This is a genomic window from Sphaerisporangium dianthi, from assembly GCF_042654065.1.
GTDB classification, from domain to species: Bacteria; Actinomycetota; Actinomycetes; order Streptosporangiales; family Streptosporangiaceae; genus Sphaerisporangium; species Sphaerisporangium dianthi.
In genome coordinates this window covers 268,373-291,420 of sequence record NZ_JBHSFP010000005.1, presented here as the reverse complement: position 1 = coordinate 291,420, position 23,048 = coordinate 268,373, and the positions used below count along the sequence as shown (strand labels likewise).

The following is a 23,048-nucleotide window of genomic DNA, read 5'->3' as shown; positions in this document are numbered from 1 at the left end:
GCGCGACGACGCCTCGTCGCCTTCGATGATGTATCGGAGACATCGTCGGGACGATCAGTGGAGAACCACATGCGGTTATCGCTCAAGGCACGCGCGTTCATCGCCGGGCTGCTGGTGAGCAACAGCGCTCCCCATCTGGCGACGGCGGTGACGGGGCACCGGCACCTGACGCCGCTCGCGGGCAGGGGATCCGGGCCGGCGGTGAACCTGGCCTGGGGGCTGGCCAACCTCGCGGGCGGCCTGGTCCTGCTCCGCACGGCGGCGCGGGCCGACCGGCCGGGTGAGAGATGGGATTCACGGCTCGTCGCCTTCGAGAGCGGTTGTGTCACGTTCGCCATGTGGATGGCGCTGACGGAGCGGTTCATGCCGATGAATCACGGCGCGGACTGATCACAGGGCTGTCGGCGGCCGGCCCGCGGGGCCATGGGGTTTCCGGGTGGACCGGCCGCGTCCGCCGGCGTGCGACCCGCGACGCGGCGGCTCGGCGTGCCGGGCCGCCCGCCGGCGCCGGTACGGCGGACGCGCGAACGCGGGGGAACAGATCCTATTCTGTAGAGCGTGGTGAATCGGGGGCGATCGGCATCGGGAGACGTGCGCATCACGCGTGCGAACGCGCGGTTCCAGCAGTGGCAGGCGCTGCAGGGCAACCGGGCCAAGCGGCAGCGGGCCGGGGAGTTCCTGATCCAGGGAGTGCGCCCGATCAGCCTGGCGGTCGAGTTCGGCTGGCCGGTGCACGCGCTCATCTACGACGCCGAGCGGCCGCTGTCGAACTGGGCGGAGCAGATGCTGAAGGCGGCCGGCGGCGAGCGGGTGGCCATGGCCCCCGACCTGTTGCGAGAGCTGGGCGGCAAGGACGAGGACGTACCCGAGCTGGTGGCGGTGGCCGGGCTGCCGGACGACGAGCTGTCCCGCATCCAGGTGGGGGCGTCCTTCCTCGGCGCGGTGTTCGACCGGCCGAACAACCCCGGGAACATCGGGACGATGGCGCGCTCGCTGGACGCGTTCGGCGGCGCGGGCCTGATCGTCACCGGGCACGCCGCCGACCCCTACGATCCCCGGTCGGTGCGTGCCTCCACCGGGTCGCTGCTGGCGTTGCCGGTGGTGCGGTCCCACTCCCACCGTGAGGTGCTGGAGTGGGTGGAGCGGCTGCGCGCCCAGGGGCTGCCGCTGACGGTGGTGGGCACCGACGAGAGCGGCGCCTCCGACGTCGCCGACCTGGACCTGACCGGCCCCACCCTGCTGGTCGTCGGCAACGAGACCGCCGGGCTGAGCGCGGGATGGCGGCAGGCGTGCGACACGATGGCGCGCATCCCGATGGCCGGCTCGGCCAGCTCCCTGAACGCCGCCAGCGCGGCGACCGTGGTGCTGTACGAAGCCGCCCGCCAACGCCGCAACCCCACCACCTGACCTGAACGGCCGGGCCCCTGGTCAGTCGCAGGGCGGGGTGTAGGGGATGCTCGGGAAGTACTGCCGCCACTCTGCCAGGGTGATCCGCGGGTAGGCCATGCGGCAGACCCGGGCGGCGACCGGTTCGGGGCGGACGTCGATGAGGCGCGCCGTGCCGTCGTCGCTCCCGGTGGCGAGCAGCGTCCCGTCCGGGGCGAAGGCCACCGACGACACCGCGCCGCCGTGCCCGGTCAAGACGGCGCGCTCGACGGGTCGCCGCGGGTCGCCGACGTCCCACAGGCGCACCGTGCGGTCCTTGCCACCGGTCGCCAGAAGCCGCCCGTCCGGGCTGAACGCGACCGCCGCGACGCTGTCGCTGTGGCCGGTCAGCGTGGCCAGCAGGACGGGACTGCCCAGGTCGGACACCTCCCACAGGCGGGCGGTGCGGTCGGCGCCGCCGGTTACGAGGAGGCGGCCGTCCGGCCGGAACGCCACCGCCTCCACTCCGTTGCCGTGCCCTCGCAGGGTGGCCAGGGCGACCGGACGGGCGGGGACGGCGACATCCCACAGGGTCGCGGTGTGGTCGGCGGCGCCGGTGGCAAGGACGCGGCCTCCGGCGCCGAACGCCACGGCCGCGACGGCGCCGCCCTGGCGGGGGAACGGCGGGCCGGCCTGGCGGCCCTCGGCCGGATTCCACAACCGGACCTCGCGGTCCTCTCCCGCTGTGGCGAGGAGCCGGCCGTCCGGGCGGAACGCCACCGCGTAGACCGCCTCGGTGTGCCCGGCCAGCGTGCGGAGCGCGGCGGGGCGGCGCGGGTCGCCGATGTCCCAGAGCCGCGCGGTGAAGTCGAACCCGGCGGTGGCGAGGGTACGGCCACGCGGATCGGCGGCGATCGCGTAGATGCCGTCGCGGTGCCCAGGGAGCGTCGACAGCGGGATGGGGGCGTAGGGGTCGGACACCTCCCACAGCCGAGCGGTGGTGTCGTAGCTCCCGGTGGCCAGCAGCCGACCTGCGACCGGCCCGGCCGCCGGCCGGCCGAGCTCCGGCACGGAGGCGGGGACGGCCGAAGGCGACACCGAGGCAGGGGCGGCGGGGAACGGCGGTCCGGGTGCCGGCGGGAAGGTCACCGAGGCGACTTCGGCCCGGTGGCCGCTGAGGACCGGGCCGTGCAGATCCCACAGCCGGACGGTGTTGTCCTTGCTGGCGCTGGCCACCGTCCGCCCGGCGGGGTCGAACGCGACTCCGAGCACGCCGTGGCTGTGCCCGGCCAGCACGGAGAGCGTCGCCGGCCGGCGCCGGTCAGACACGTCCCACAGCCGGATGGTGTTGTCGTCGCTACCTGTGGCGGCCGTCCGGCCGTCCGAGCTGAACGCCACGGCGTACAGCAGCGACTCGTGACCGGTGAGGGCGCCGAGCGGCCGGGTGTGGCGGGGGCGGGTGACGTCCCACAGCCGGGCGACGCCGTCGAAGGCGGCGGTGGCCAGGGTGCGGCCGTCCGGGGAGAAGGCCACGGCGAGGACGCCGCCGTCGTGCCCGGTCACGGTCGCGAGCCGGGACGGGTGGCGCGGGTCGGACACGTCCCACAGCAGGGCGGCGCGGTCGATGCCGGCTGTGGCGAGCAGCCCGCCGCGGGGACTGAACGCGACCCCGAAGACCGCGTCGGTATGCGCGCGCAACGTGGCCAGAGCGGTGGGACGCCGCGGATCCGCCACGTTCCACAACCGTGCGGTGCGGTCGAGGGAAGCGGTGGCGACGGTGCGGCCGTCCGGAGCGAACGCCACCGAACGGATGCCCTCGCCGTGCCCGGTGAGGACGCCCAGCAGGCGGGGCGCGCGCGGGTCGGACACGTCCCACAGCCGGGCCGTGCGGTCGCCGCCGGCGGTGACCAGTGTGCGCCCGTCCGGGCTGAACGCCACGGAGAGGACTTCCCCGGTGTGGCCGGTCAGCGTCGCGGTCAGGAAGGGCCGATGCGGGTCGCGGACGTCCCACACCCGCACCACCCGGTCGCCGCCCGCGGTGGCCAGCAGCCGCCCGTCCGGCCGGTACGCCGCGGCGTAGACGCTGTCGGTGTGGCCGGTGAGCCGGGTGGCGTAAGGGGTGGCGAAGGCGCTGAGCACGGCGCCGCGGGCCTCCACGGTGGGCGCGAGCCGGTAGGCGGCCAGGCCGAGCTGCGCGGCCAGCGCCGGGTTGGTGGCGCGCAGAGCGAGCGCCTCCTGGGCGGCCTTCTGGGAGAGTGCCTCGTCGCGGTCGCGGCCGGCCGCCCGCTCGGCCCGGACGGCCGCGACGGCCGCGCCCCCGGTGACCACGATCGACACCAAGAGCGCCACGACCGACTGGACCAGGCGGCGGACGCGGCGCCGTTCGCGCCGGGTGGAGGAGGCCAGGAAGTCCGCCACGAGCGGGGACGGCGGGCCGTGGTGTCCCGCCTGCGCCCACTCGCGGGCCCCGGCGAGCCGGGTGCCCCCGTAGAGCGCCGCCGGGTCGCGGCCCTCCCGGTCCCACAGCTCGGCGGCGTCGGCGAGACGCTGGCCGACGACCAGGCCGGCGCGGTCGGCGTCGACCCACTCGCGCAGGCGCGGCCAGGCCTTCAGCAGCGCCTCATGCGTGATCCGCACGGTGCCCTCGTCCACGGTGAGCAGCCGCCGGGCCACGAAGGTGTCCAGGACTCGGGCGAGCTCCCCGTCAGCCGGCTCGCCGGGACCGTGCCCGAGCTCGCCCCGGGGCATCGGCCGCCGGGTGTCGACCCCGTCCTCGGAGATGCGGACCAGGCGCAGGAACAGTTCCCGCGCCAGCCGGCGCCGCGCCTCGGTGAGGCCGTCGTAGGCCTCCTCCGCGCTGCGCGCGACGGCTCCCCGAACTCCTCCGGTGGCGTGGTAGTCGGCGACGGTGAGCTTGCGGCGCCTGCCGCGCTCCCAGGTGACGTACAGCGCGTGCGACAGCAGCGGCAGCGCCCCGGCGTCGTGTGCGGCCGCGGACGATCCCGGCGCCGGGGGCGGCGCCAAGTCGCGCAGCAGCAGCTCGACGAGCCCTTCTTCGACGTCGACGTTCGCCCGGCGGGCCGGCTCGCCGATCGCCTGGCGTACCTCGGCCTCGGTCATCGGCTCGACGACGACGTGCGCCTCCTGCATGGCTTGCGCCAAGAGCGGATGCCGCAGCGCCTCGGCGGCGAAGTCGGCGCGCAGCCCGAGCACCACGAGGCTCCCGCCTGGGACGAGGGCCGCCGGCGCCCCGCGGCGGAGCGCGGCGATGAACACCTCGCGCTCCACCGCGTCGGCGCATTCGGTGAAGACCTCCTCGAACTGGTCCACCACCAGGACGCACGGCCCGGCGCCGGCGGGCAGGGCCGCGCGCGACGCCGCGAGCGGCCGGGCTCCCGGCGTCGTGAGCGCCACCGGCCAGGCGTCCGAACCGGCGATCTCCAGCCGTCCCCGCCGCACGGCGGGGATCAGGCCGGCGCGCAGCAGCGAGGACTTCCCCGAGCCTGAGGGCCCCAGCACGACCAGCAGCCCGCCGCCGGCCCGGTGCAGGGCGGCCAGGCGGCCGAGCAGCAGCCGGGTGAGCCGGTCGCGGCCGTGGAACCACTCGGTGTGCTCAGGCTGGAAGGCCGCCAGGCCGAGGTAGGGGACGGGAGCGCCGCCAGGGCGCCGCCCCGGGGCCCGCCGCGCCCGGGCGAGCGCCTGCCGCCACTGTTCGACGACCGCCGGATCGGTCTGGCCGCACGCGCCGAGCATGCCGTCCAGCAGCCGCGGCGAGGGCAGGTGCGCTCCGGAGAAGTGGCCGCCCACCGTGCTGTCGGGGACCCGCACGGCGCGGGCCACGTCTCGGACGGTCAGCCCTGCGCGCTCGCGCAGGAGGGTGAACTCGCGCGCGAAGTCGGGCTTGCTGAACACCCGCGCGGGGTCGGGGTGGTACGGCTGCCCGTCGGACACGATGCCCCTCCCGGCCGGCTCCGGCACCCGCGGTCAGTCTAAAAAGCGCCGGCCGGTCGGGGGACGGCTCTGTCCGCAACCGGCCGCCGGGGAATTCCTCCAGGTCGCCGTCCGGACTTGTCCGGGGATTTCGCGTCACCTTTTCGCCCTGCCCGTGACCTGGTGCGCTGGTACCGCCGAGGCACCGCCCGGGACGACCACGGGACCTCCGGCCTCACCGCACATCGCGACCACGACTTCACGCAGTTCGACGAAAGGGGTTGTTCGCATGCGACCACTCATCCGCCGGATCCGGCCGGGACAGGTCAGGACACGGGCCGCCGCGCGCCGAGGGGGCGCGCGTGGCGGGCCGCGACGGGCGCGGGCCGTGGTCCCGGCCGTCGCGCTGGCCGCGGCGGCCGTCCTGCCCGCGAGCGCGGCGAGCCCGGCGTCGGCGGCCACCGCGCCTGGCACGGCATCGGCCGTCGCGTTCGCCGGCAGTTTCTGCTACGCGGGCCAGTGGACCCAGGTGCACTGGTACGTGAACCCGTTCTGGCCGATGACGTACCGCTACACCGTCCCGTCCGGCGGCTACGTGCGGTGGCGGTTCTTCTCCGGCGGGGTCCCGCCGTACTGGGAGGGAGGCTTCTCCGGATCGACGGACATCTGGACCCCGCCCAGCCCCTACACCAGCATCGAGTTCCTGTGCGTCGGCGACTCCAACGTCACGATCACCGGCCTGTGACGCCACCGCGCGGCAGAAGAGACGAAGAAAGGAGACGAGCGTGAAGATCCGGCACCGCCGGCTCGCTCCGGCCCGCGCCGTGCTCACCGTGGCCGTGCTGGGCGCGGCCTTCCTCGCGGCCCCGTCCCGTCCGGCCCAGGCGATGGCCGATCCGCTCACCCGCTGCCGGGAGAACCAGCGGACGGACTGGCACCAGGAGACCGACGTGCTCGGCAACGGCGGCGGGAGCCTGCCCTCGGGAACGAATCCGGCCAACGTGCTGCTGCCCGGGGACGCGTTCGTGGTGCGCCCCCTGCTCGGTGACCGCGTGCGGTTCGGGCTGTTCGGGCCGAACCACGGACCGGACGGGAACCTGACCGCCGCACCGGGCGGCTGGCCCTTCGCCGGTCTCCACCAGTACTCCGAGATCCTGAGGTTCAACAACAACCCCGCGGGCTGGGTCAGAGCTCCGGCGCAGGCCACGGCCTTCCAGGGGTGCCAGGTCTGGACCGAGGCGCTGCCCGTTCGCCTGCTGTTCTACGTCAACGACCCGCAGACGTGGGACAACGGCGGCCAGTGGGCCACCTCGCTGTCGATCTGGCGCGCTTAGCCCGGTCCCCTGCCGGAGGCGGCGGGGCGGGCCATCGCCCGCGCCGCCGTCAGGCGAGGGCGGAGGAGGAGCGCGTGAGCTCGTGGCAGGCGATGGCCGCGGCGGCGACGACGTTGAGGGAGTCGACGCCGAGGGACATCGCCGCGGGGCTCATGGGGATGCGCACCGCCTCGTCGGCCTCGCGCAGCCAGCGGGAGGACAGGCCGTCGCCCTCGGAACCGAGGAGCAGGGCCACCCGGCCGCCCATGGCGGCGGCGTCCATGGGCGTGGCCGCCGGGTCGGGGGTGAGCGCGAGCGTGCGGAACCCCGCCTCGCGCAGCTCGGCCAGCCCTGCGTGCCAGTTGGTCATGCGGGCGTACGGCACGGCGAACACCGCGCCCATGGAGACCTTCACCGAGCGCCGGTACAGGGGGTCGGCGCAGCGGGGCGACAGGACGACGGCCTCGACGCCGAGCGCGGCGGCGCACCGGAAGATGGCGCCCACGTTCCCGTGGTCCACCAGGTCCTCGAGGACGAGCACGCGGCGCGGTCGCGCCCTGCCCCCGGACCTCGCCGGCGCGTCGTGCCCGGCGGGCACGACCGCCGCGACCTGCTCGGAGGCGAAGCGGGTGTCGCCGGGGACGGTGAACTCGCCGGCGAGCAGGTGCTTCACGGCGGGGAGTTCGAGGCGGGCCATGGAGGCGAGCGCCCCACGGTGCACGGCGAAGCCGGCGATGCCGCTCATCACCTCGTCGGACACCAGGTAGACGCGGGCGTCGCCCAGCGCGTCGGCCAGCCCGGCGAGCCACCGGGGTGTGGTGAGCACCGACCTGACCGGGTATCCGGCCGCGACGGCCCGCCGGATGACCTTCTCGCCCTCGGCCATGAACAGGCCGCGCTCGGCCTCCATGCTCTTGCGCAGCTCGACGTCGCGCAGGCGCACGTAGTCGGCCAGCCGGGGGTCGGCGGGGTCCTCCACCGTGATGAGCTCAGGCACGGGACAAGCGTATGACCCGCGCGAGCTGCCACAGCAGGGCGTAGACGGTCAGCACGGCGCACAGCCCGACGACCAGGCCGACCCCCGTCTTGGTCATCACGCCTGCCCAGCCGAACACGGGGTTGGGCGGGTCGACGAGGGTCCAGCCGGCGGCCGCGCAGCACGCGCCGCCGGCCGCGCCGGCGAGCACCCCCCACCGCGCCCGCACCGTGAGCTCCGGCCGCCCGCGATCACGCGAGGAGACGTCCAGGACGGGAACGGTGCGAGCGGGGGTGTCCCGGGCGGGGCCGGGGACGCCCGGCATGGGGCCGGGGGTGGCCGGGGCGGGGGTTCGCAGGGATCGGAGGAGCCACCAGGCGGTCAGCGCGAGGCCCACCGCCGAGGAGGCGTACTGCGTCACCCGATAGCCGTTCAGCCATCCGTACACCGGCGCGGTCATCCACGCCCAGCCCCAGAACGCGGCGCCCCAGTCGTGGGTGAAGGAGTCCCAGAGGACATGGGTGGCCGCGCCCGCCGCCGCGCCGAGGGCGATGGTGGGGAAGCGCCGCCAGGCGGGCCCGGGGACGGCGGCGACGCGCGCGCGCAGCGGGCCGGGCAGCAGCGCGGTCAGCGGGTCGCGCAGGACGAACTGCAGCAGCGCCAGCAGCACGAACACCGCGGCGACGTCGTCGGTGACGACGCCGAGCGGCGAGTGCCATCTGGTGTAGTCGTCCAGGTAGGGCAGGAACATCGGCAGGTCGGGCGCCATCGCCCCCACGCCGAGCGCCCAGGGGTCGAGCACCCTGCGCACCCGCGGCGAGCCGATCAACGGGATCACCGCGGCCACGTGGCTGGGGGTGAAGGGCAAGGCGGTCTCCTCCGTGGCGACCCGGGACCCGTTGTCCACAGCCCGCGGCGTCCGCTCACCGCGCGGCCGCGGCGGCATGACACCATGCGTGACAGATAGACTACGCAGCGCTGTCAGGTCGGCTTCTACACGATCGGGGGCCATGGTGCCAGATCCGGGTACGGAGGTGCGCCCCTCCGCTCCGCCCGCGTTCCTGCGTGACGCGCGCCAGGCCAGGCGCCTCTCGGTCGCCACGCTGGCCTGGCTCGGCGCCGAGAGCTCCCTCGGCCTCGCGGCCGGCCTGTCGGCCCACTCGGTGGCGCTGATCGGCTGGGGGTGGGCTTCGCTGGTCGAGGCGCTGGCGAGCGTCATCGTGATCTGGCGCTTCACCGGGCGCCGGCTCCACTCCGCCACCGCCGAGCTGCGCGCGCAGCGGGCCGTGGCGGTCAGTTTCTGGGTGCTCGCGCCCTATCTGGTGGCCCACGTGCTCTGGGACCTGCGCGAGGGTCAGCGGCCGGCGCCCACGGCGCTGGGCATCGCCGTCACGACGATCAGCCTGGTCAGCATGCCGCTGCTCGGGCTCGCCAAGCGCCGGCTCGGCGCGCGCCTGGGCTCTGCGGCCACCATGGGCGAGGGCACCCAGAACATGCTGTGCGCCCTGATGGCCGCCGGGGTGCTGGCGGGGCTCACCGCCACCTCCTTCGGCTGGTGGTGGCTCGATCCGGTCGTCGCCGTCGCGCTCGCGGTGGTGGCGGTGCGCGAGGGCGGCAAGGCGTGGCGCGGCCATTCCTGCCGCCACTGAACGATGACCACGGCGAGCTGGAGGCCCTGGGCGCGCAGCGCGGCGGCCACCAGCGGCGCGGTGCCGGGGTCGGCGATCGCCCGGCACACCCGCCCGGCGATGGCGACCTCGCGCACACAGTCCGATTCCCTGAGCGCGCGCCGCACCTCGTCCGGGCAGCCGGGGTGGTCGGCCTCGATCAGCAGCAGATCGGGCCTCCGCGGCCCTTCCTGCGGGCGGAACCGCTGCTCAGCCGCCAGGTGAGGAGGCCCGGCCCTCTCGGCCGCCTCGCCTGCCGTCTCCGGTGTGCCGCGCGTCACGGCGAGCGTTGACACGAGTGTCACCCCCTGCCACGGGCCGCCCCCGGCCCCCGTACGGCCCTCAGCGACCGAGCATGAAATATCGCGTTATGTCGGATCACGATACATCGCGTTCGCCGTACGTCAAGATGTATCGCGAAATCTGCACCCAAGATGGGCGGATTATCCCCGGATCGTCCCGCGACTCCGGTCATCACCGCAGCAAATGATCGGTTTTGCCGGTATAAGGCTTGACGCTATGGTTCCGTAAGCATTACCCGACATCTCCCTATATGGTCGCTGCGAAGCGCGCCACGCTCCCAGAAGATCGACATCTAAGAGGACATCGTGGGTGGACGCCACCGGACAGACGAGCTTGAGGGCGGCTACAACCCTTATCACGAGCCCTCAGGCCGACGCCGTTCGGGCCGGGGCAAGGTGCTGGTGCCTCTGGCGGGCGCCGTGGCGCTCGCCGTGCTGCTGGGCGTCGCCGCCTATGTGATCATGAGCCGCGACAAGGCGTGCGGTGAGGGCAAGATCGCGCTCAAAGTGGTGGCCTCCCCTGACATCGAGCCGGCGATCAGCAAGATCGCAGCCGGTTTCAACAAGAGGCCCGCACCGGCCGACGGCACGTGCGTCGAGGTCACGGTCGCCGAGAGCGACCCGGCAGGGGTCACCAACTCGATCGCGGGCACCGGGGCGACCACCGGCAAGTTCGACGGCGACGTGTGGATCCCCGACTCCAGCCTGTGGGTCGCCAAGCTGCGCGCCAACCCCAAGGGCGAGGGCGTCCCCGCGCCGGTCGGCTCGATCGCCCGCTCCCCCGTGGTGCTGGCCGCGCCCAAGCCCGTCGTCGAGAAGCTGCGCAGCGCCTTCGGCGAGCCGAGCTGGAGCGGCCTGATGTCCGCGGCGAACGCCGCGACCCCTGAGGGCCTCGGCCGCAAGATCCGCGTGCTGCCGCTGGACCCCACGCTCAACGCCGCCGGGCTGAGCGCCCTGCTGGCCGGGTCGGGGGTGCTGCAGGCGTCGGGCGCGGGCGAGGACCAGCTCGTCGGCGTGCTCAGGCAGCTCTCCGAGAACGCGGTGAACTCGCCGGCCAACATGTTCGCCACCATGGCCAAGCAGTCCGCGCGGGCTCCGATCGGCATCGCCTCCGAGCAGGGGATCTGGGCGTACAACGCCAAGAGCAAGCCGGGCGAGGTCGTCGCGCTCTACCCGGCCGAGGGGACGATCAGTCTCGACTACCCGGTCGTCGTCACCGCCAAGGACCAGGCGAAGCGGCAGGCCGCGCAGCAGTTCGCCGCCGCGCTGACGGGCGCCGACGCCAAGAAGATCATCCGCGAGTTCGGCTTCCGCACGCCCGACGGCAAGGGCGGAAGCGCGATCAGCCAGGCCAACGGGCTCAACTCGGCGGCGCCCCGGGTCATGAAGATCCCGGAGGCGGCGACGGTGGTCAGGCTGTCGCAGGCGTGGTCCCGGCTGAAGCTGGGCGGGCGGCTGCTGGCCCTGCTCGACATCTCGGGCACCATGGCGCTGCCGGCGGTCGGCGCGCCGGGCGACCGCATGCGCCTGATCGCCCAGACGGCCATCGAAGGGCTGAAGCTCTTCCCGGACAAGACCGAGATCGGCACCTGGGTCTTCTCCACCAACCTGAACGGCAAGGGCGTCGACTACCGCGAGGCCGTGCCCGTCGGGCCCGTCGGGGGCAAGCTGAACGGCGTCACCCGCAGAGAGGTCATCTCACGGTCGCTGGCCCAGATCAAGGCCAAGCCGACCGGGGACACCGGCCTCAACGACTCGCTGGCCGCCGCCTACGACAAGATGAAGGCGGAGTACGAGGCCGACAAGATCAATACGATCCTCGTCTTCACCGACGGAGTCGGCAACGACGACCCCGAGGGCGGCCTCAGCAACTCGGCGATCCTCAAGAAGCTCCGGCAGGAGTTCGACGAGACCCAGCCGATCAGCGTCATCATCATCGCCCTCGGCGCCGACGACGCGGCGGGCCGGCGCCAGATGCAGGCGATCGCCAAGGCGACCCAGGGGCAGGCGTTCTTCCCGAACAACGCCCTGGAGATCCGCAAGGTCTTCCTGGAAGGCATCTCACGCCGCCTCTGCGCCCCGAACTGCAATGGCAGCACGCAGCAGCAGTAGACGCGCCTCAGGCGCCCGATCCCGGTCCCGCAAGGGCCCGGGATCGGGCGTTTCTCATTTATCGGGCAGGACGGAAGATCGCCGCGAGGGCGACCCCGCGGACCGTCCCGAAAGGCCGGACGGCCACGCTCCGTCACCGGAACCGGCCTATACGGTGGGGATTGTCCACCTCTTCTCACCCTTGCGTCACAGAGGTGCCAGCAGACCCCTCCACCTCTATTTTCCCAGGTCATACCGCCTGATTATTGTTCATTTCCGGGTGAACCCGTTGTGGGAAACGGACGTCCTACGCGTGTGGGGCCTGGCGCGGGCAGGGGAAATTCTCGCGATCGTGCGTGACCGGAAGCCAGGTACCCGTCCTGCGGGGAGGAAGATTCGTGCCCGGATGGCCGACCGTCGGCCGTGCCGACGACCAGCGGCTGTATGAGGCTCTGCGCCAAGCGGACGACCGCGCGGCGGACGGCCTCTACGACGCCTATGCCGATCGACTGAACGACTATGCCCATTCACTGCTGCACGACACCGACGCCGCGGCCGACTCCGTGCACGACGCCTTCGTCACCGCCCACGGCCGCATCGGCGTGCTGCGGGAACCCGCCCGCCTGCGCGCCTGGCTGTACGCGCTGACGCGCTACCAGTGCGGCACCCGCCGCGGCCGGACGCCGGCGCACGGCGCCTTCACCGAGCCGTTCCTGCCGGAGCACGAGGAGGACCCCGAGCTGGCGGAGATCGTGCGCGAGTCCCTGGACGAGCTCGGGCCCAAGGAGCGCGACGCGCTCGTCCTGGGCGTCCGGCACGGGCTGACCGGCTCCGAGATCGGCACCGTGCTCGGGCTCACCTCCAGGCAGACCGGGGCGCGCCTCACGCGGGCCCGCGACCACCTGGAGAACGCCGCCGCCGCCGTGATCCTCGCCAGGAGCGGCCGCGCCCACTGTCCCGACCTGTCGGCCCTGCTCGACTCCATCGAAGGCCCGCTGCCGCAGCAACTGAGGCGGCGCATCACCCGGCACATCATCGGCTGCAAGGAGTGCACCGAGGGCCGGCGCCGCCGGGTGTCGGCCGAGCGGCTGCTGGAATCCATGCCCGTGGCGTTCCCTCCCCTGTCGCTGCGGCGGCGGGTCGCGGAGTCGTGCGCCCGTCCGCGGCACGACGAGGCGCGGACGGCGATCATGGCGTTGGCCGACGGGTTCGACAAGAACGGCTTCCCCCCGGCGGCGGCGGCCGAGCGCCGCGCCAAGGGCGAGCGGCGGGCGGCACGCGACGAGCGCCGCCCCACCGCGGACCAGGCCGAGACCCCTTACTACGGCATGGGCGCCGCCCATGCCGGAACCCCCCGGCACGGCGTGGCCGGGGCACATGACGAGACGGGCGTGGGCTCTGGCAGGGTGAGGGGCGGCACGGCGCGCAGGCGCGGTGCGCCGGCCGCCCGCAAGATCACCCGCAGGTCCACGCCCGTCTTCGCCACCATCGCCTGTGTGCTGCTGGCCACCGGCGCTATGGTCGTCGCGTCCGGGCAGGACTCCTCCAACCCGGGCGGGCCGTCCCAGACGCTGCGCTTCCCCAGCCGCACTCCCGGGGAGCTGCAGATCAGCTACGGCCCCGCGCCCACCGACGAGGCGACCTCCGCCGCCCCCGCCCCCACGCCGTCCGCCAAGGTGCGCTCGACGCCCTCACCACCGGCGCCGCCCCGCGCGTCCGCCGCCGCCCCGGCGGCCACGTCGGCGCCCGCCTCACCCTCCCGGGCGCCGACGTCCCGGCCGCCCGTTCCGGCCGCGCGGCTCGTGGTCTCCTGTCCGGGGGCCTTCGGCGGGGACGACGCGGGTGAGATCCTCATCTCCGCGCGCAACGCGAGTGTGGCCTGGACGGCCGCAGTGACCGGCGCGTTGTCGGTCTCCCCCGTGTCGGGCACGCTGAAGGCGGGCGTCAAGCAGAGGATCTCGGTCGTGGTCTCCGCTCCCGAGGCGGCCGGTCAGGGCTCGGTGACCTTCCGATCGGCGACCGGCGGCCCGACGTGCGCGATCTCGTGGGAGGCCCAGGACCCGCCGCCCGCCTCCGATCCGCCGCCCGACGACGACCCGCCCACGTCCGAGCCGTCGGACTCGGCGACTCCGAGCGAACAGGCGGACGCCGAGATCACCTGATTCCGGCACCGAGTCCACACTTGGGGCGAACGGATAGTACCTTGTGTATACCCCCCAGTCTCTGCCGTCCCATGGGCCTCGGGGGCAACAGTCATTGGCGCGGCCGGTCCTGATCGGCCGCGCTATGGTTCTTGCCCTCGGCGTTGTAAACCCTCGAGGGGGTTGAGGCGTCGGCATTGACGTTCGCGTGGCGTGGTTGATCCTATGAGATGAGCGATCAACCAGGCCTTTACTCAGCCTTGACCAGCGGAGCCAGGAGAGAATGCGTAGGAACAGGACAGTACTCACATGGGTGCTGGCGGTGGCGTGCGCCGTGGGGGCGGTGATCGCCCTGGCCGACATCCACACGCCGGCGCGTGTGGTCCTGGTCCCGCTCTTCCTTCTGGTGGTCCCCGGGGCCTCGGTCGTCGGACTGTTGCGTGATCGTGACCCTCTCGCGGCACTAACGGTGGGCGCTGCGGCGAGTCTCGTTGTAAACGTTTTACTAGCCGAGGCCATGCTCATGTTCGACGCGTGGTCTCCCCGTGCGGGTGTGGCCACCGTCGCGGTGCTCGGTGGATTTATGTGGGTGCTTCGGTCTCTGTACCGGGGGAACGGCAACGTGCGCGCCGAACAGGGGGCCGGGTCAAGGTGAAAGTCACGGTCGTTCGGCCTCCCGAGTTGGGGAAGGCCGAACTCGCACGATGGCGCGAACTCCAGCGCGCCACGCCGTCACTGGACAATCCTTTTCTTTCCGTGGAATTCACCCTGGCCCTCGGCCGGCTCCGTTCGTACGTCCGCGTCGCCGTCATCGAGGACGGCGGCGAGGTGGTGGGGTTCCTGCCGTTCGAACGGCACGCCTTCGGCATCGGCAAACCCCTCGGCAGCTGGCTGACCACCTGCCACGGCCTGATCGCCGTGCCCGGCCTCGACATCTCCGCGCGCGAGATCCTGCGCGCGTGCGGTCTTTCGGTCTTCGACTTCGACCACATGGTCGCCGGGCAGCCCACCTGGGCGCCCCACGAGTCCGCGGTGCGTCCGGTGCCGATGATGGACCTCACCGGCGGCTTCGACGCCTATATCGAGCACGTCCGGACGAACTCTCCCAAGAACTACAAGACGGTCCGCTACAAGGAACGCAAGCTCGCACGCGAGCATGGCGACATCCGCCTTGAGTGGTGTGCCACCGATCCCGAGTCGATGCGCACGTTGACCAGCTGGAAGTCCGACCAGTACCGCCGGACCGGCCGGGTCGACCGGTTCGCCCAACCATGGATCGTCGAGCTCATCGACGAGATGCACGCCTCCGACTCGCCGTCGTTCGGCGGAGTGCTGACCATGCTGTACGCCGGGGACACCCCGGTGGCCGGCCACTTCGGCCTGCGAACCCACAACACGCTGGTCGGGTGGTTCCCGGCCTACGACCCCGAGTTCGCCCGGTACTCCCCAGGGATAATGCACCACTTGCGCATGGCCGAGCAGGCCGCGTCCCACGGCCTGGGCCAGGTCGACATGGGCAAGGGGGGCCGGGAGTACAAGGGCTGGCTGAAGAACGACGTCATCCACGTCGCCGAAGGGCGGGTGTCCCGCCCCTCGGCGGCGGCCGCCGTCCACTGGATGGGCCGCACCCCTGTGAACAAGGCCCGCAACATCGTGGTCGATCGCCCGTCGCTCTACCGGCTGGCCGACCGGCTGCTGAAGGGCTTCGGCCGGGTGCGCACCTCCCTCCAGCCCGAACCCGCCGAAAAGGAACCCTCGGGGGCGCGCTGAAAGACTCCCCCGCACCGAACAGCACAGCACAGCACACCCTCTACTGCTCTGACCGGGACGGAGAAACCCCTCTCCGTCCAGTCGCGCCGGTCCTGTTGGCAGTCGCCGCCGATGTCAGACCGCCCGGAAGGACATCCCTCGAAATGAGTCCCGAGATCACCAAGCACAACGGGAAAACTCAGCTTCACTCGCTGAGGCCACTGCCGACAGTGGACCGTTTCACCCCTCTTACTCCCCACCTGGCCATTTCGCCGACGGTGAGCGTGGTCGTACCGGCCATGAACGAAGCGGAGAACCTTCCGCACGTTTTCGCCACGCTGCCGCACTGGATCCACGAGGTCATCCTGGTGGACGGCAACTCGACCGACGACACCGTGGCGGTGGCCCGCCGCCTGCGGCCGAACCTCCGCGTCGTGCAGCAGCGCGGCAAGGGCAAGGGCGACGCCCTGAGCGCCGGCTTCGCCGCGGCCACCGGCGACATCATCGTCATGATCGACGCCGACGGATCGACGGACGGCCGCGAGATCATCCACTTCGTCGGGGCGCTGGTCACCGGAGCCGACTTCGTCAAGGGCTCCCGCTACGCCAGCGGAGGCGGCAGCGACGACCTCACGATCAGCCGCCGGCTCGGCAACAGCGTCCTGCGCACGCTGGTCAACTGGATCTACGGCACCCGCTACACCGACCTGTGCTACGGCTACAACGCCTTCTGGGCGCGCCACCTGGACGTCCTGGACCTCGACTGCGAAGGCTTCGAGGTCGAGACCCTGCTCAACATCAGGGCCGCCAAGGCCGGCCTGCGCGTGCACGAGGTGCCGAGCCACGAGCGCAACCGCATCCACGGCGAGAGCAACCTGCGCGTCGTCCGGGACGGCTGGCGCGTGCTCAAGACCATCGTCCGCGAGTGGCGGCGTCCGCTGATCGAGGTCCCGCCCGCGGCGGCCGCCCAGCCCGCCGCGGACCAGGGCGCGGCATAACCGATATGGACATCTCCGTCGTCATCTGCGTCTACACCGAGGAACGGTGGGACGACATCAGGGCCGCCGTGCAGTCGGTGCGCAGCCAGAGACGTCAGCCGCACGAACTGATCCTCGTCGTCGACTACAACCCCGAGCTGCACCTCCGGCTCAAGCGGGAGTACGCCGACGCGATCGTCGTGGAGAACACCCACGCGCGGGGTCTGTCCGGCGGCAAGAACACCGGGGTGGCCACCGCCACCGGTGACGTCGTGGCGTTCCTGGACGACGACGCGGTCGCGGACGCCGACTGGCTCGCGGCCTTCGAAGAGAGCATGTCCGCCGGGTCCTCCGGCTCCTCGACGGTGGTCGGGGTCGGCGGGCTCACCAAGCCCTTGTGGGACACCGGTGACCGGCCTCGCTGGTTCCCCGAGGAGTTCGACTGGACCATCGGGTGCACCTACCGAGGGCTTCCCGCCGAACGCAAGCAGATCCGCAACGTGATGGGCGGCAACGCCGCCTTCCGCAGGGAGCTCGTGGCCGAGGTCGGAGGTTTCCACTCCGGCATCGGCCGCAGCGTCCAGGGCCGCAAGAGCCGTCCGCTGGGCTGCGAGGAGACCGAGTTCTGCATCCGGCTCTCCCAGCGCAAGCCCGGTTCGATCATGATGTTCGAGCCGCGGGCGGTCATCGGCCACCGCGTGCCCGCCTCGCGGGCCACGTTCCGCTATTTCCGGTCCCGGTGCTACGCCGAAGGGCTGTCCAAGGCGCTGGTCGCCCAGAGCGTGGGCGCCGGTGACGGCCTGTCGAGCGAGCGCGCCCACGCCATGAAGACGCTGCCGCTCGGCGTCGTGCGCGGCGTGACCGACGCCCTGCGGGGCGACCCGGCCGGGCTGGCCAGGGCGGGCGCGATCGTCGCCGGCCTGGCCTGGACCACATGGGGGTACGCCGTGGGCTCCGCGCGCCTTCGCGCGCGCGGCGACCGGACCGGACGAACCATCGACCACGAACGGTGACCACCATGCGCGTGCCGATCCTGATGTACCACTCGGTGACCGACCGCCCGAACAGCGCGACCCGCCCGCTGGCGGTCCGCCCTTCGGTGTTCGAGTCCCAGATGACCTACCTGAAGGACCGGGGGTTCACCCCGCTCACGCTGGGCGACCTGGTGGCCACCCTGTACGGCACGGGCGGCGCGCCGGTGCCCGAGCGGCCCGTGGTCGTCACCTTCGACGACGGGTACGCCGACTTCCACAGCGAGGCCCTGCCCGTCCTCGAGCGGCTCGGCTTCCCGGCGACGGTGTTCCTGACCAGCGGGTGGGTGAGCGACGCCGGGAACGACGCCGCCGGCCGCCCTCTGGACAAGATGCTGTGCTGGAGCCAGGCCCGCGAGGCCGTGTCCTGCGGCATCGAGATCGCGGGCCACAGCCACAGCCACCCGCAGCTCGACCAGTTATCGGAGACCCCGCTGCGCCAGGAACTGCGCCGCAACAAGGCCATGCTGGAGGACAAGGTGGGGCGGCCGGTCGCGACCATGGCCTACCCGTACGGCTACTCCAGCGCGCGCGTGCGCAAGGAGGTCCGCAAGGCCGGCTACTGGGCGGCGTGCGCGGTGGCCAACGCGCTGGCCTCCGACGCCGACGACGTGATGGCGCTGCCCCGGCTGACCGTGGGCCGCTCCACGACCATGAACCGGTTCCGGCAGGCCGTCGAGGGGCGGGGCGTGCCGATCATCTACCTGAAGGAACACGCGCTGACCAAGGGGTACGCCGTGGTGCGCCGCACCAGGTACGGCCTGCGCCACGTGGTCGGGCGTGAGTGAAGTAACCGCGGGGAAGACGCCGCGCGTCGATGAGGGGGGTGACGCGACCATGAAGACGACAGTGACCGGCGACAGGCCGGGAGGTCCGGACGCCGATGAGGCCGCCGGGAGATTGACCGTCCTGTGGCGGCGACTCCTTCGCGACCTGCGCAACCCGCTGTTCCTCAACGGGTACGCCCTGATGGCCAACACCGGAGTGACCGCGGTGCTCGGCATGGGCTACTGGCTGCTGGCCGCCCGGCTGTACTCCGCCGAGGACTTCGGGCGCAGCCAGGCGCTGATCACCGCGATGCGGCTGTTCGCCGGGCTCACGGCGCTGGGGCTGACCGGCGCGCTGGCCCGGTTCATTCCCGTGGCGGGCAGGCGCACCGGCGGGCTGATCGGGCGCGGCTATCTCATCGCCACGCTGACGGCTCTCGTGGCGGCGACCGCGTTCCTGCTGACGCTGCCGTTCTGGGGTGAGAACTACGCCAGCCTGGGGGGCCTCGGTCCCGGCCTGTTCTTCCTGGCGTCGGTGGCCGTCTGGTCGGTCTTCACGCTGCAGGACGTGGCGCTCGCCGGCATGCGCAAGGCCGTCTGGGTTCCGGTGAACAGCTTCTGCTTCGGCCTGGTCAAGATGGGCCTGCTGGTGGCGGTGGCCGGAGCCCTGCCCGACGACGGCATCTACGTCTCATGGGTCGTCCCGACGGCCCTCGCGCTCATTCCGATCAACTTCTTCATCTTCGGCGTGCTCGTGCCGCGCCACGCCAAACTGGCGCCGGCGGGCTCTCGCCCTCCGCGGCTGCGCGAGATCGGGCGGTTCCTGGCCGGGGACTACCCCGGGGCGTTCTCGATCCTCGCCATCGTCTACTTCCTGCCGGTGTACGTCGCCTCGCGGGTCAGCGGAGAGCTGTTCGGCTATTTCTCCATCCCGCAGACCCTGGGGGCGATGATCGAGTTATTGGCCATCAACATGGCCACGTCGCTCACGGTCGAGGGGTCGGGCGACCACTCGAATCTCGCCGCCAACTGCCGCCAGGCGATGCGCCGCGCGTACATGATCATCATTCCGGCGTCGGCCGTGACCATCGTGGCCGCTCCGCTCATCCTGTCGGTGTTCGGTCCCGGCTTCGCCGAGCACGGGACGCCGCTGCTGCGCCTGATGGCCGTGGCGGTGCTGCCGCGCGTGCTGATCGAGATCTACCTGAGCGCGCTGCGCGCCCGCAGCCAGGCCCGCACGCTGGCCGTCGTCCAGATCGGCCTCGCGGTGCTGGTGCTGTCGTCGTCGGTCATCCTGCTGCCGGTGACGGGCATCACCTCGGTCGGGTACGGGCTGCTGTTCAGCGAGTTCCTGGTCGCCCTGCTGATCCTCCCCGGACTACGCAAAATACTCAATCAGCCAGAAACGCCGCAATCGTCGAGCGCGCGGGAGGCGTCCGAGGCCGCATCATGGTCTACGTGAGGCAACGGGCGGGCGACGAGGTGACAGAGGAGACGGCGACGAAGATCGCCCCAACGGCGGACGACGACGCCCTCGACGCCGGCACCCCCCCGGACGCCGATGCCACCTCCGCACCGCCGCGCCCAGCGCCCCCACAGGCCGCCGACCCAGCGGACACGAACACGAACACGGCGAACGCGGACACGGACACGGCGAACGCCGACACAGCAAACGCGGACACGACGGACGCGGACACGACGGACGCGGACGCAGCAGAAGCCGACAGAGCAGTCGGCGACACTGCGGACGCGGACGACACGGTGGTCAGGGCGGGCGAGCCCGTCGACGAGGACGCCACGCAGGTGATCTCGCTCCCGCTCGCGCCGCCGGGCCCGCAGGCCGGCAGCGGCGCCGTCCAGGCACCCCCCGTGGAGCCGGACGCGACGGACGAGCCCGCCGACGAGGACGCCACCCAGGTGATCTCGCTTCCGCTCCCCCCGCCGCGCCCGCAGGCCGTCGCCCGCCCCGTCCAGGCACCCCCCGCACCGGACGAGACGGACGAGCCCTCGCGATCCGGCGGATCCGGCAGCGCCTCCACGGCGCCCGAGGCCCCGGCGGAGGCGCACGAGACCCTCGACCCGGCTTCCGGCCACAAGGCCGTCCAAGACGACAAGGCCGACCAGGACCCCGAACTCGAACGCGACCAGGATCACCGGGCCGGCCGAGACCTCGAATCCGAACGCGACCTGGACCACAGGGCGCACCGGGACCACGCGGCCGTCCTCGACGATGAGACCGACCTGGAAACGACGCCTCCCGTCCGGCAGCCTGTGCCCGGGAAGGCCCGGAAGGCCGCGAAGGCGCGCGTCGGCGTCGCCGGGCATCCCACCGGCGCCCCCAGCCCCCACGGCGTCCTGCCGCCCGCCGAGGCCACGGCCGCTCCCGCCGAGACAGCCGCCCCTGCCGAGACGGCCGCCCCTGCCCAGACCGCTCCGTCCGGCGCGACCGGGGACGGCGTGGTGGCGGCGTCGCGGATGTCGCGCATGGCGGCGAGCGCGGCGTCGTGGCTGCCGCCGCTGCTGACCCTCGAGGGCCTGGCCATGTACGTGCTGGCGCTCCGGGTGCCGCACGGCACCATGCGCGGCGTCGACCTGGACATGATCAACGGGCTCGGGCTGATCTCCGTCCTGCCGATCACGGCCTTCGCCGCGATCGCACTGATCATCGTGTCGTTCTTCGTGACGCTGACGCAGAACACCGACCGCAAGGGCGTGCTGCTGTTCCAGCTCGCCGCGGTCACCTTCACCCTGCACGGCGCCGCGGCGCTGATCGAGTCAGAGCCGCGCTTCCCCACGGCCTGGGTGCACGCCGGCTTCGCCGAGTACATCGGCCGCGCCGGCGAGGCGCTACCGGGCCTGGACGCCCGTTTCGCCTGGCCGGGCTTCTTCGCGCTGTTCGGGTTCGTGCTGCGCGCCGCGGGCGTGAACGACCCCGCGGCCGTCCTGCAATGGACGCCGCTGGTGTCCAACCTGCTCTACCTGCTGCCGTTCGTGCTGATCCTGCGCCAGATCGTGGCGACCACCCGGGCCCGCTGGTTCGCGGCGCTGCTGTTCATCCTGGTCCAGTGGATCGGGCAGGACTATTTCTCGCCGCAAGGCTTCACCTTCGCGCTCTACCTGGTGTTCGTGGCCATCCTGATGCGCTGGTTCGGCCGCGCCGAGCCGAGGACGGCGCCGCTGCCGGCCAAGGGCTTCCTGCGCCGGGCGCTGGCCCGGCTCGACAGGCTCGCGCCCGGGGAACTGCCCGCCAGGCCGACGACGGTGACCGACCGGGTGGTGCTGCTGACGCTGCTGGTCGGGTTGTTCATCGCCACCACGGCGACCCACCAGATCACGCCGTTCATGATGCTGGGGGCGCTGACAGGGCTCATCCTGCTGCGCCGCAGCGCCCTCTCGCTCGCGCTGCCGGTCTTCTTCGGGCTGATCGTGATCGCCTGGATCAACTACCAGGCGACGCCGTTCTGGAGCGGCCGCATCGACGAGCTGTTCGGCGGCATCGGCAAGATCTTCGCCAACCTGCAGGAGAACACCGGTGACCGGCTGGTCGGCACCGACGCGCAGCACGCCATCGTGCTGAAGGTGCGGCTGTCCATCTGCGGGCTGATCCTGCTGTGCGCGGCCATCGGGCTGCTGCGCCGGCTGCGGCGCGGCGTCGGCGACCGGGCAGCGGCGGTGCTGCTGTGCGTCCCGACGCTGGCGCTCGGCCTTCAGAGCTACGGCGGCGAGATCGGCCTGCGGGTCTACATGTTCGCGCTGCCCGCGGCGTGCATCCTCGGCGCGTACGCGTTCTTCCCGAACCTGCCCGCGCACACGACCGACGCCCGCGAGGGCGAGACCGTGCCGATCCGCCGCCGCACCATGCGGTTCGCGCCGGGGACGACGCGGCGCGTCTCGGCGGTGCTCGCGGCGGTGACGGCCCTGGCGCTGGCCGGAGCCTTCCTGGTGGCGCGCTACGGCAACGAGAAGTTCGAGCGGGTGACGACCGGCGAGGCCGCGGCCATGCACTACGTGTACGCCCACGACAGGCCGAGCGCGCGGGTGCTCTACCTGGTGCCGGTCCTCGGCGAGGAGGTCACGCCCACGATTCCGTGGCGCGAGCGCGACATCGACCGGGTCGAGTACGACCAGGCGCTCGTCACCAAGGATCCGTCCGACCTCGCCGGGGTGCTGACGGCGTTGCGCGGCAAGGCCCCGAACACGTTTCTGATCGCCACCCGCGGCCAGGCGGCGTACCTGGAGCTCAACCACGGCTTCCCCACCGGGTGGGGCGATCGTTTCCGCGGCGAGCTCGACGCCTCGACGAAGCTCAGGCGCGTCTACTCCAACCAGGACGCCGCCATCTACACGCTGCGCACCTACCCGAAGGGGTCGGAGATCCCGCCGCCGACTCCCGTGACCATGGTGGGCGACCGTTCGACCCCGTGGACGCCGTTCGGGCTCGTGGCACTGGCGCTGGCCGTCTCGACGCTGTTCGCGGCGGAGCTGGCGAGGCTGCGCGGCACCGAACGCGCTCCGCGCGGCCGGCGGAAGCTGGTGATCCTCGGCATGCTGATGACCGCCACCGCCCTGGCCGTCATCGTCGAACGCTTCCTCACCCTGACCTCGGGCTGACTCGGCGTTCTCCATGGCCGGTCCGTCCCTGCGGCGTCCTGGACGGCCGGCCTGGCGGAGGTTCCGTCATGGCCGCCGTCGTTCGTCCGAACACGCCTGGACCAGCGGGGCGACGGCCGCGAGAGCGG

At 72.6% G+C, this 23,048-nt stretch carries 16 protein-coding genes; 13 read left to right on the top strand and 3 right to left on the bottom strand.

The features are described 5' to 3' along the window. Positions 1-69: 69 nt before the first annotated feature. Both ACFO60_RS11015 and ACFO60_RS11010 read left to right on the top strand, forming a co-directional pair. Positions 70-390: a hypothetical protein gene (locus ACFO60_RS11015; protein WP_380839785.1), complete on the top strand. Its 321-nt coding sequence runs from the start codon at positions 70-72 to the stop codon at positions 388-390. 201 nt (positions 391-591) lie between these two features. Continuing rightward, the gene (locus ACFO60_RS11010; RefSeq protein ID WP_380839783.1) at positions 592-1,407 is read left to right on the top strand and encodes a TrmH family RNA methyltransferase; all 816 of its coding nucleotides are present in this window, start codon (positions 592-594) and stop codon (positions 1,405-1,407) included. Between the two features lie 21 nt (positions 1,408-1,428). Here ACFO60_RS11010 and ACFO60_RS11005 read toward each other — a convergent pair whose 3' ends face one another. Then, positions 1,429-5,316, bottom strand: coding sequence for an nSTAND1 domain-containing NTPase (locus tag ACFO60_RS11005; protein WP_380839782.1), 3,888 nt, complete (start codon positions 5,314-5,316; stop codon positions 1,429-1,431). A gap of 268 nt (positions 5,317-5,584) precedes the next feature. Here ACFO60_RS11005 and ACFO60_RS11000 point away from each other — a divergent pair, with 268 nt between their 5' ends. Then, complete coding sequence (locus ACFO60_RS11000) at positions 5,585-6,040, top strand: hypothetical protein (protein ID WP_380839780.1); 456 nt, start codon at positions 5,585-5,587, stop codon at positions 6,038-6,040. Between the two features lie 40 nt (positions 6,041-6,080). After that, positions 6,081-6,629: a hypothetical protein gene (locus ACFO60_RS10995; protein ID WP_380839779.1), complete on the top strand. Its 549-nt coding sequence runs from the start codon at positions 6,081-6,083 to the stop codon at positions 6,627-6,629. A 49-nt stretch (positions 6,630-6,678) separates the two neighbouring features. Here the strand turns inward: ACFO60_RS10995 and ACFO60_RS10990 are convergent, their stop codons facing one another. Then, positions 6,679-7,605, bottom strand: a complete 927-nt coding sequence (locus ACFO60_RS10990; protein ID WP_380839777.1) for a TrmH family RNA methyltransferase — start codon at positions 7,603-7,605, stop codon at positions 6,679-6,681. Further along, a complete protein-coding gene (locus ACFO60_RS10985) occupies positions 7,598-8,452 on the bottom strand; it encodes a DUF4184 family protein (protein WP_380839776.1) in 855 nt (284 codons plus the stop codon). Before ACFO60_RS10985 ends, ACFO60_RS10990 begins: the two co-directional genes overlap by 8 nt. A 142-nt stretch (positions 8,453-8,594) precedes the next feature. Here ACFO60_RS10985 and ACFO60_RS10980 point away from each other — a divergent pair, with 142 nt between their 5' ends. The 9 genes from ACFO60_RS10980 to ACFO60_RS10940 all read left to right on the top strand — a co-directional run bounded on the left by ACFO60_RS10980 (position 8,595) and on the right by ACFO60_RS10940 (position 22,920). Beyond that, complete coding sequence (locus tag ACFO60_RS10980; protein WP_380839775.1) at positions 8,595-9,233, top strand: cation efflux transmembrane domain-containing protein; 639 nt, start codon at positions 8,595-8,597, stop codon at positions 9,231-9,233. A gap of 626 nt (positions 9,234-9,859) precedes the next feature. After that, positions 9,860-11,665: a substrate-binding and VWA domain-containing protein gene (locus ACFO60_RS10975; protein WP_380839774.1), complete on the top strand. Its 1,806-nt coding sequence runs from the start codon at positions 9,860-9,862 to the stop codon at positions 11,663-11,665. 377 nt (positions 11,666-12,042) lie between these two features. Further along, positions 12,043-13,806, top strand: a complete 1,764-nt coding sequence (locus tag ACFO60_RS10970; RefSeq protein WP_380839772.1) for an RNA polymerase sigma factor — start codon at positions 12,043-12,045, stop codon at positions 13,804-13,806. A 735-nt stretch (positions 13,807-14,541) separates the two neighbouring features. Continuing rightward, positions 14,542-15,555: a GNAT family N-acetyltransferase gene (locus ACFO60_RS10965; RefSeq protein ID WP_380839770.1), complete on the top strand. Its 1,014-nt coding sequence runs from the start codon at positions 14,542-14,544 to the stop codon at positions 15,553-15,555. 143 nt (positions 15,556-15,698) lie between these two features. Beyond that, positions 15,699-16,532, top strand: a complete 834-nt coding sequence (locus ACFO60_RS10960) for a glycosyltransferase family 2 protein (RefSeq protein ID WP_380839768.1) — start codon at positions 15,699-15,701, stop codon at positions 16,530-16,532. A gap of 5 nt (positions 16,533-16,537) precedes the next feature. Next, complete coding sequence (locus ACFO60_RS10955; RefSeq protein ID WP_380839766.1) at positions 16,538-17,524, top strand: glycosyltransferase family 2 protein; 987 nt, start codon at positions 16,538-16,540, stop codon at positions 17,522-17,524. A 5-nt stretch (positions 17,525-17,529) separates the two neighbouring features. Further along, on the top strand, positions 17,530-18,330 hold the full coding sequence (locus ACFO60_RS10950) for a polysaccharide deacetylase family protein (RefSeq protein WP_380839765.1): 801 nt from the start codon (positions 17,530-17,532) through the stop codon (positions 18,328-18,330). Positions 18,331-18,379: 49 nt separating this feature from the next. Continuing rightward, positions 18,380-19,771 (top strand): lipopolysaccharide biosynthesis protein, encoded by a 1,392-nt coding sequence (locus tag ACFO60_RS10945; RefSeq protein WP_380839763.1) that lies wholly within the window; start codon positions 18,380-18,382, stop codon positions 19,769-19,771. After that, entirely contained in the window at positions 19,768-22,920 is a 3,153-nt protein-coding gene (locus tag ACFO60_RS10940; RefSeq protein WP_380839762.1) for a hypothetical protein, read from the top strand. The genes ACFO60_RS10945 and ACFO60_RS10940 overlap by 4 nt, the downstream gene beginning before the upstream one ends. Positions 22,921-23,048 lie beyond the last annotated feature (128 nt).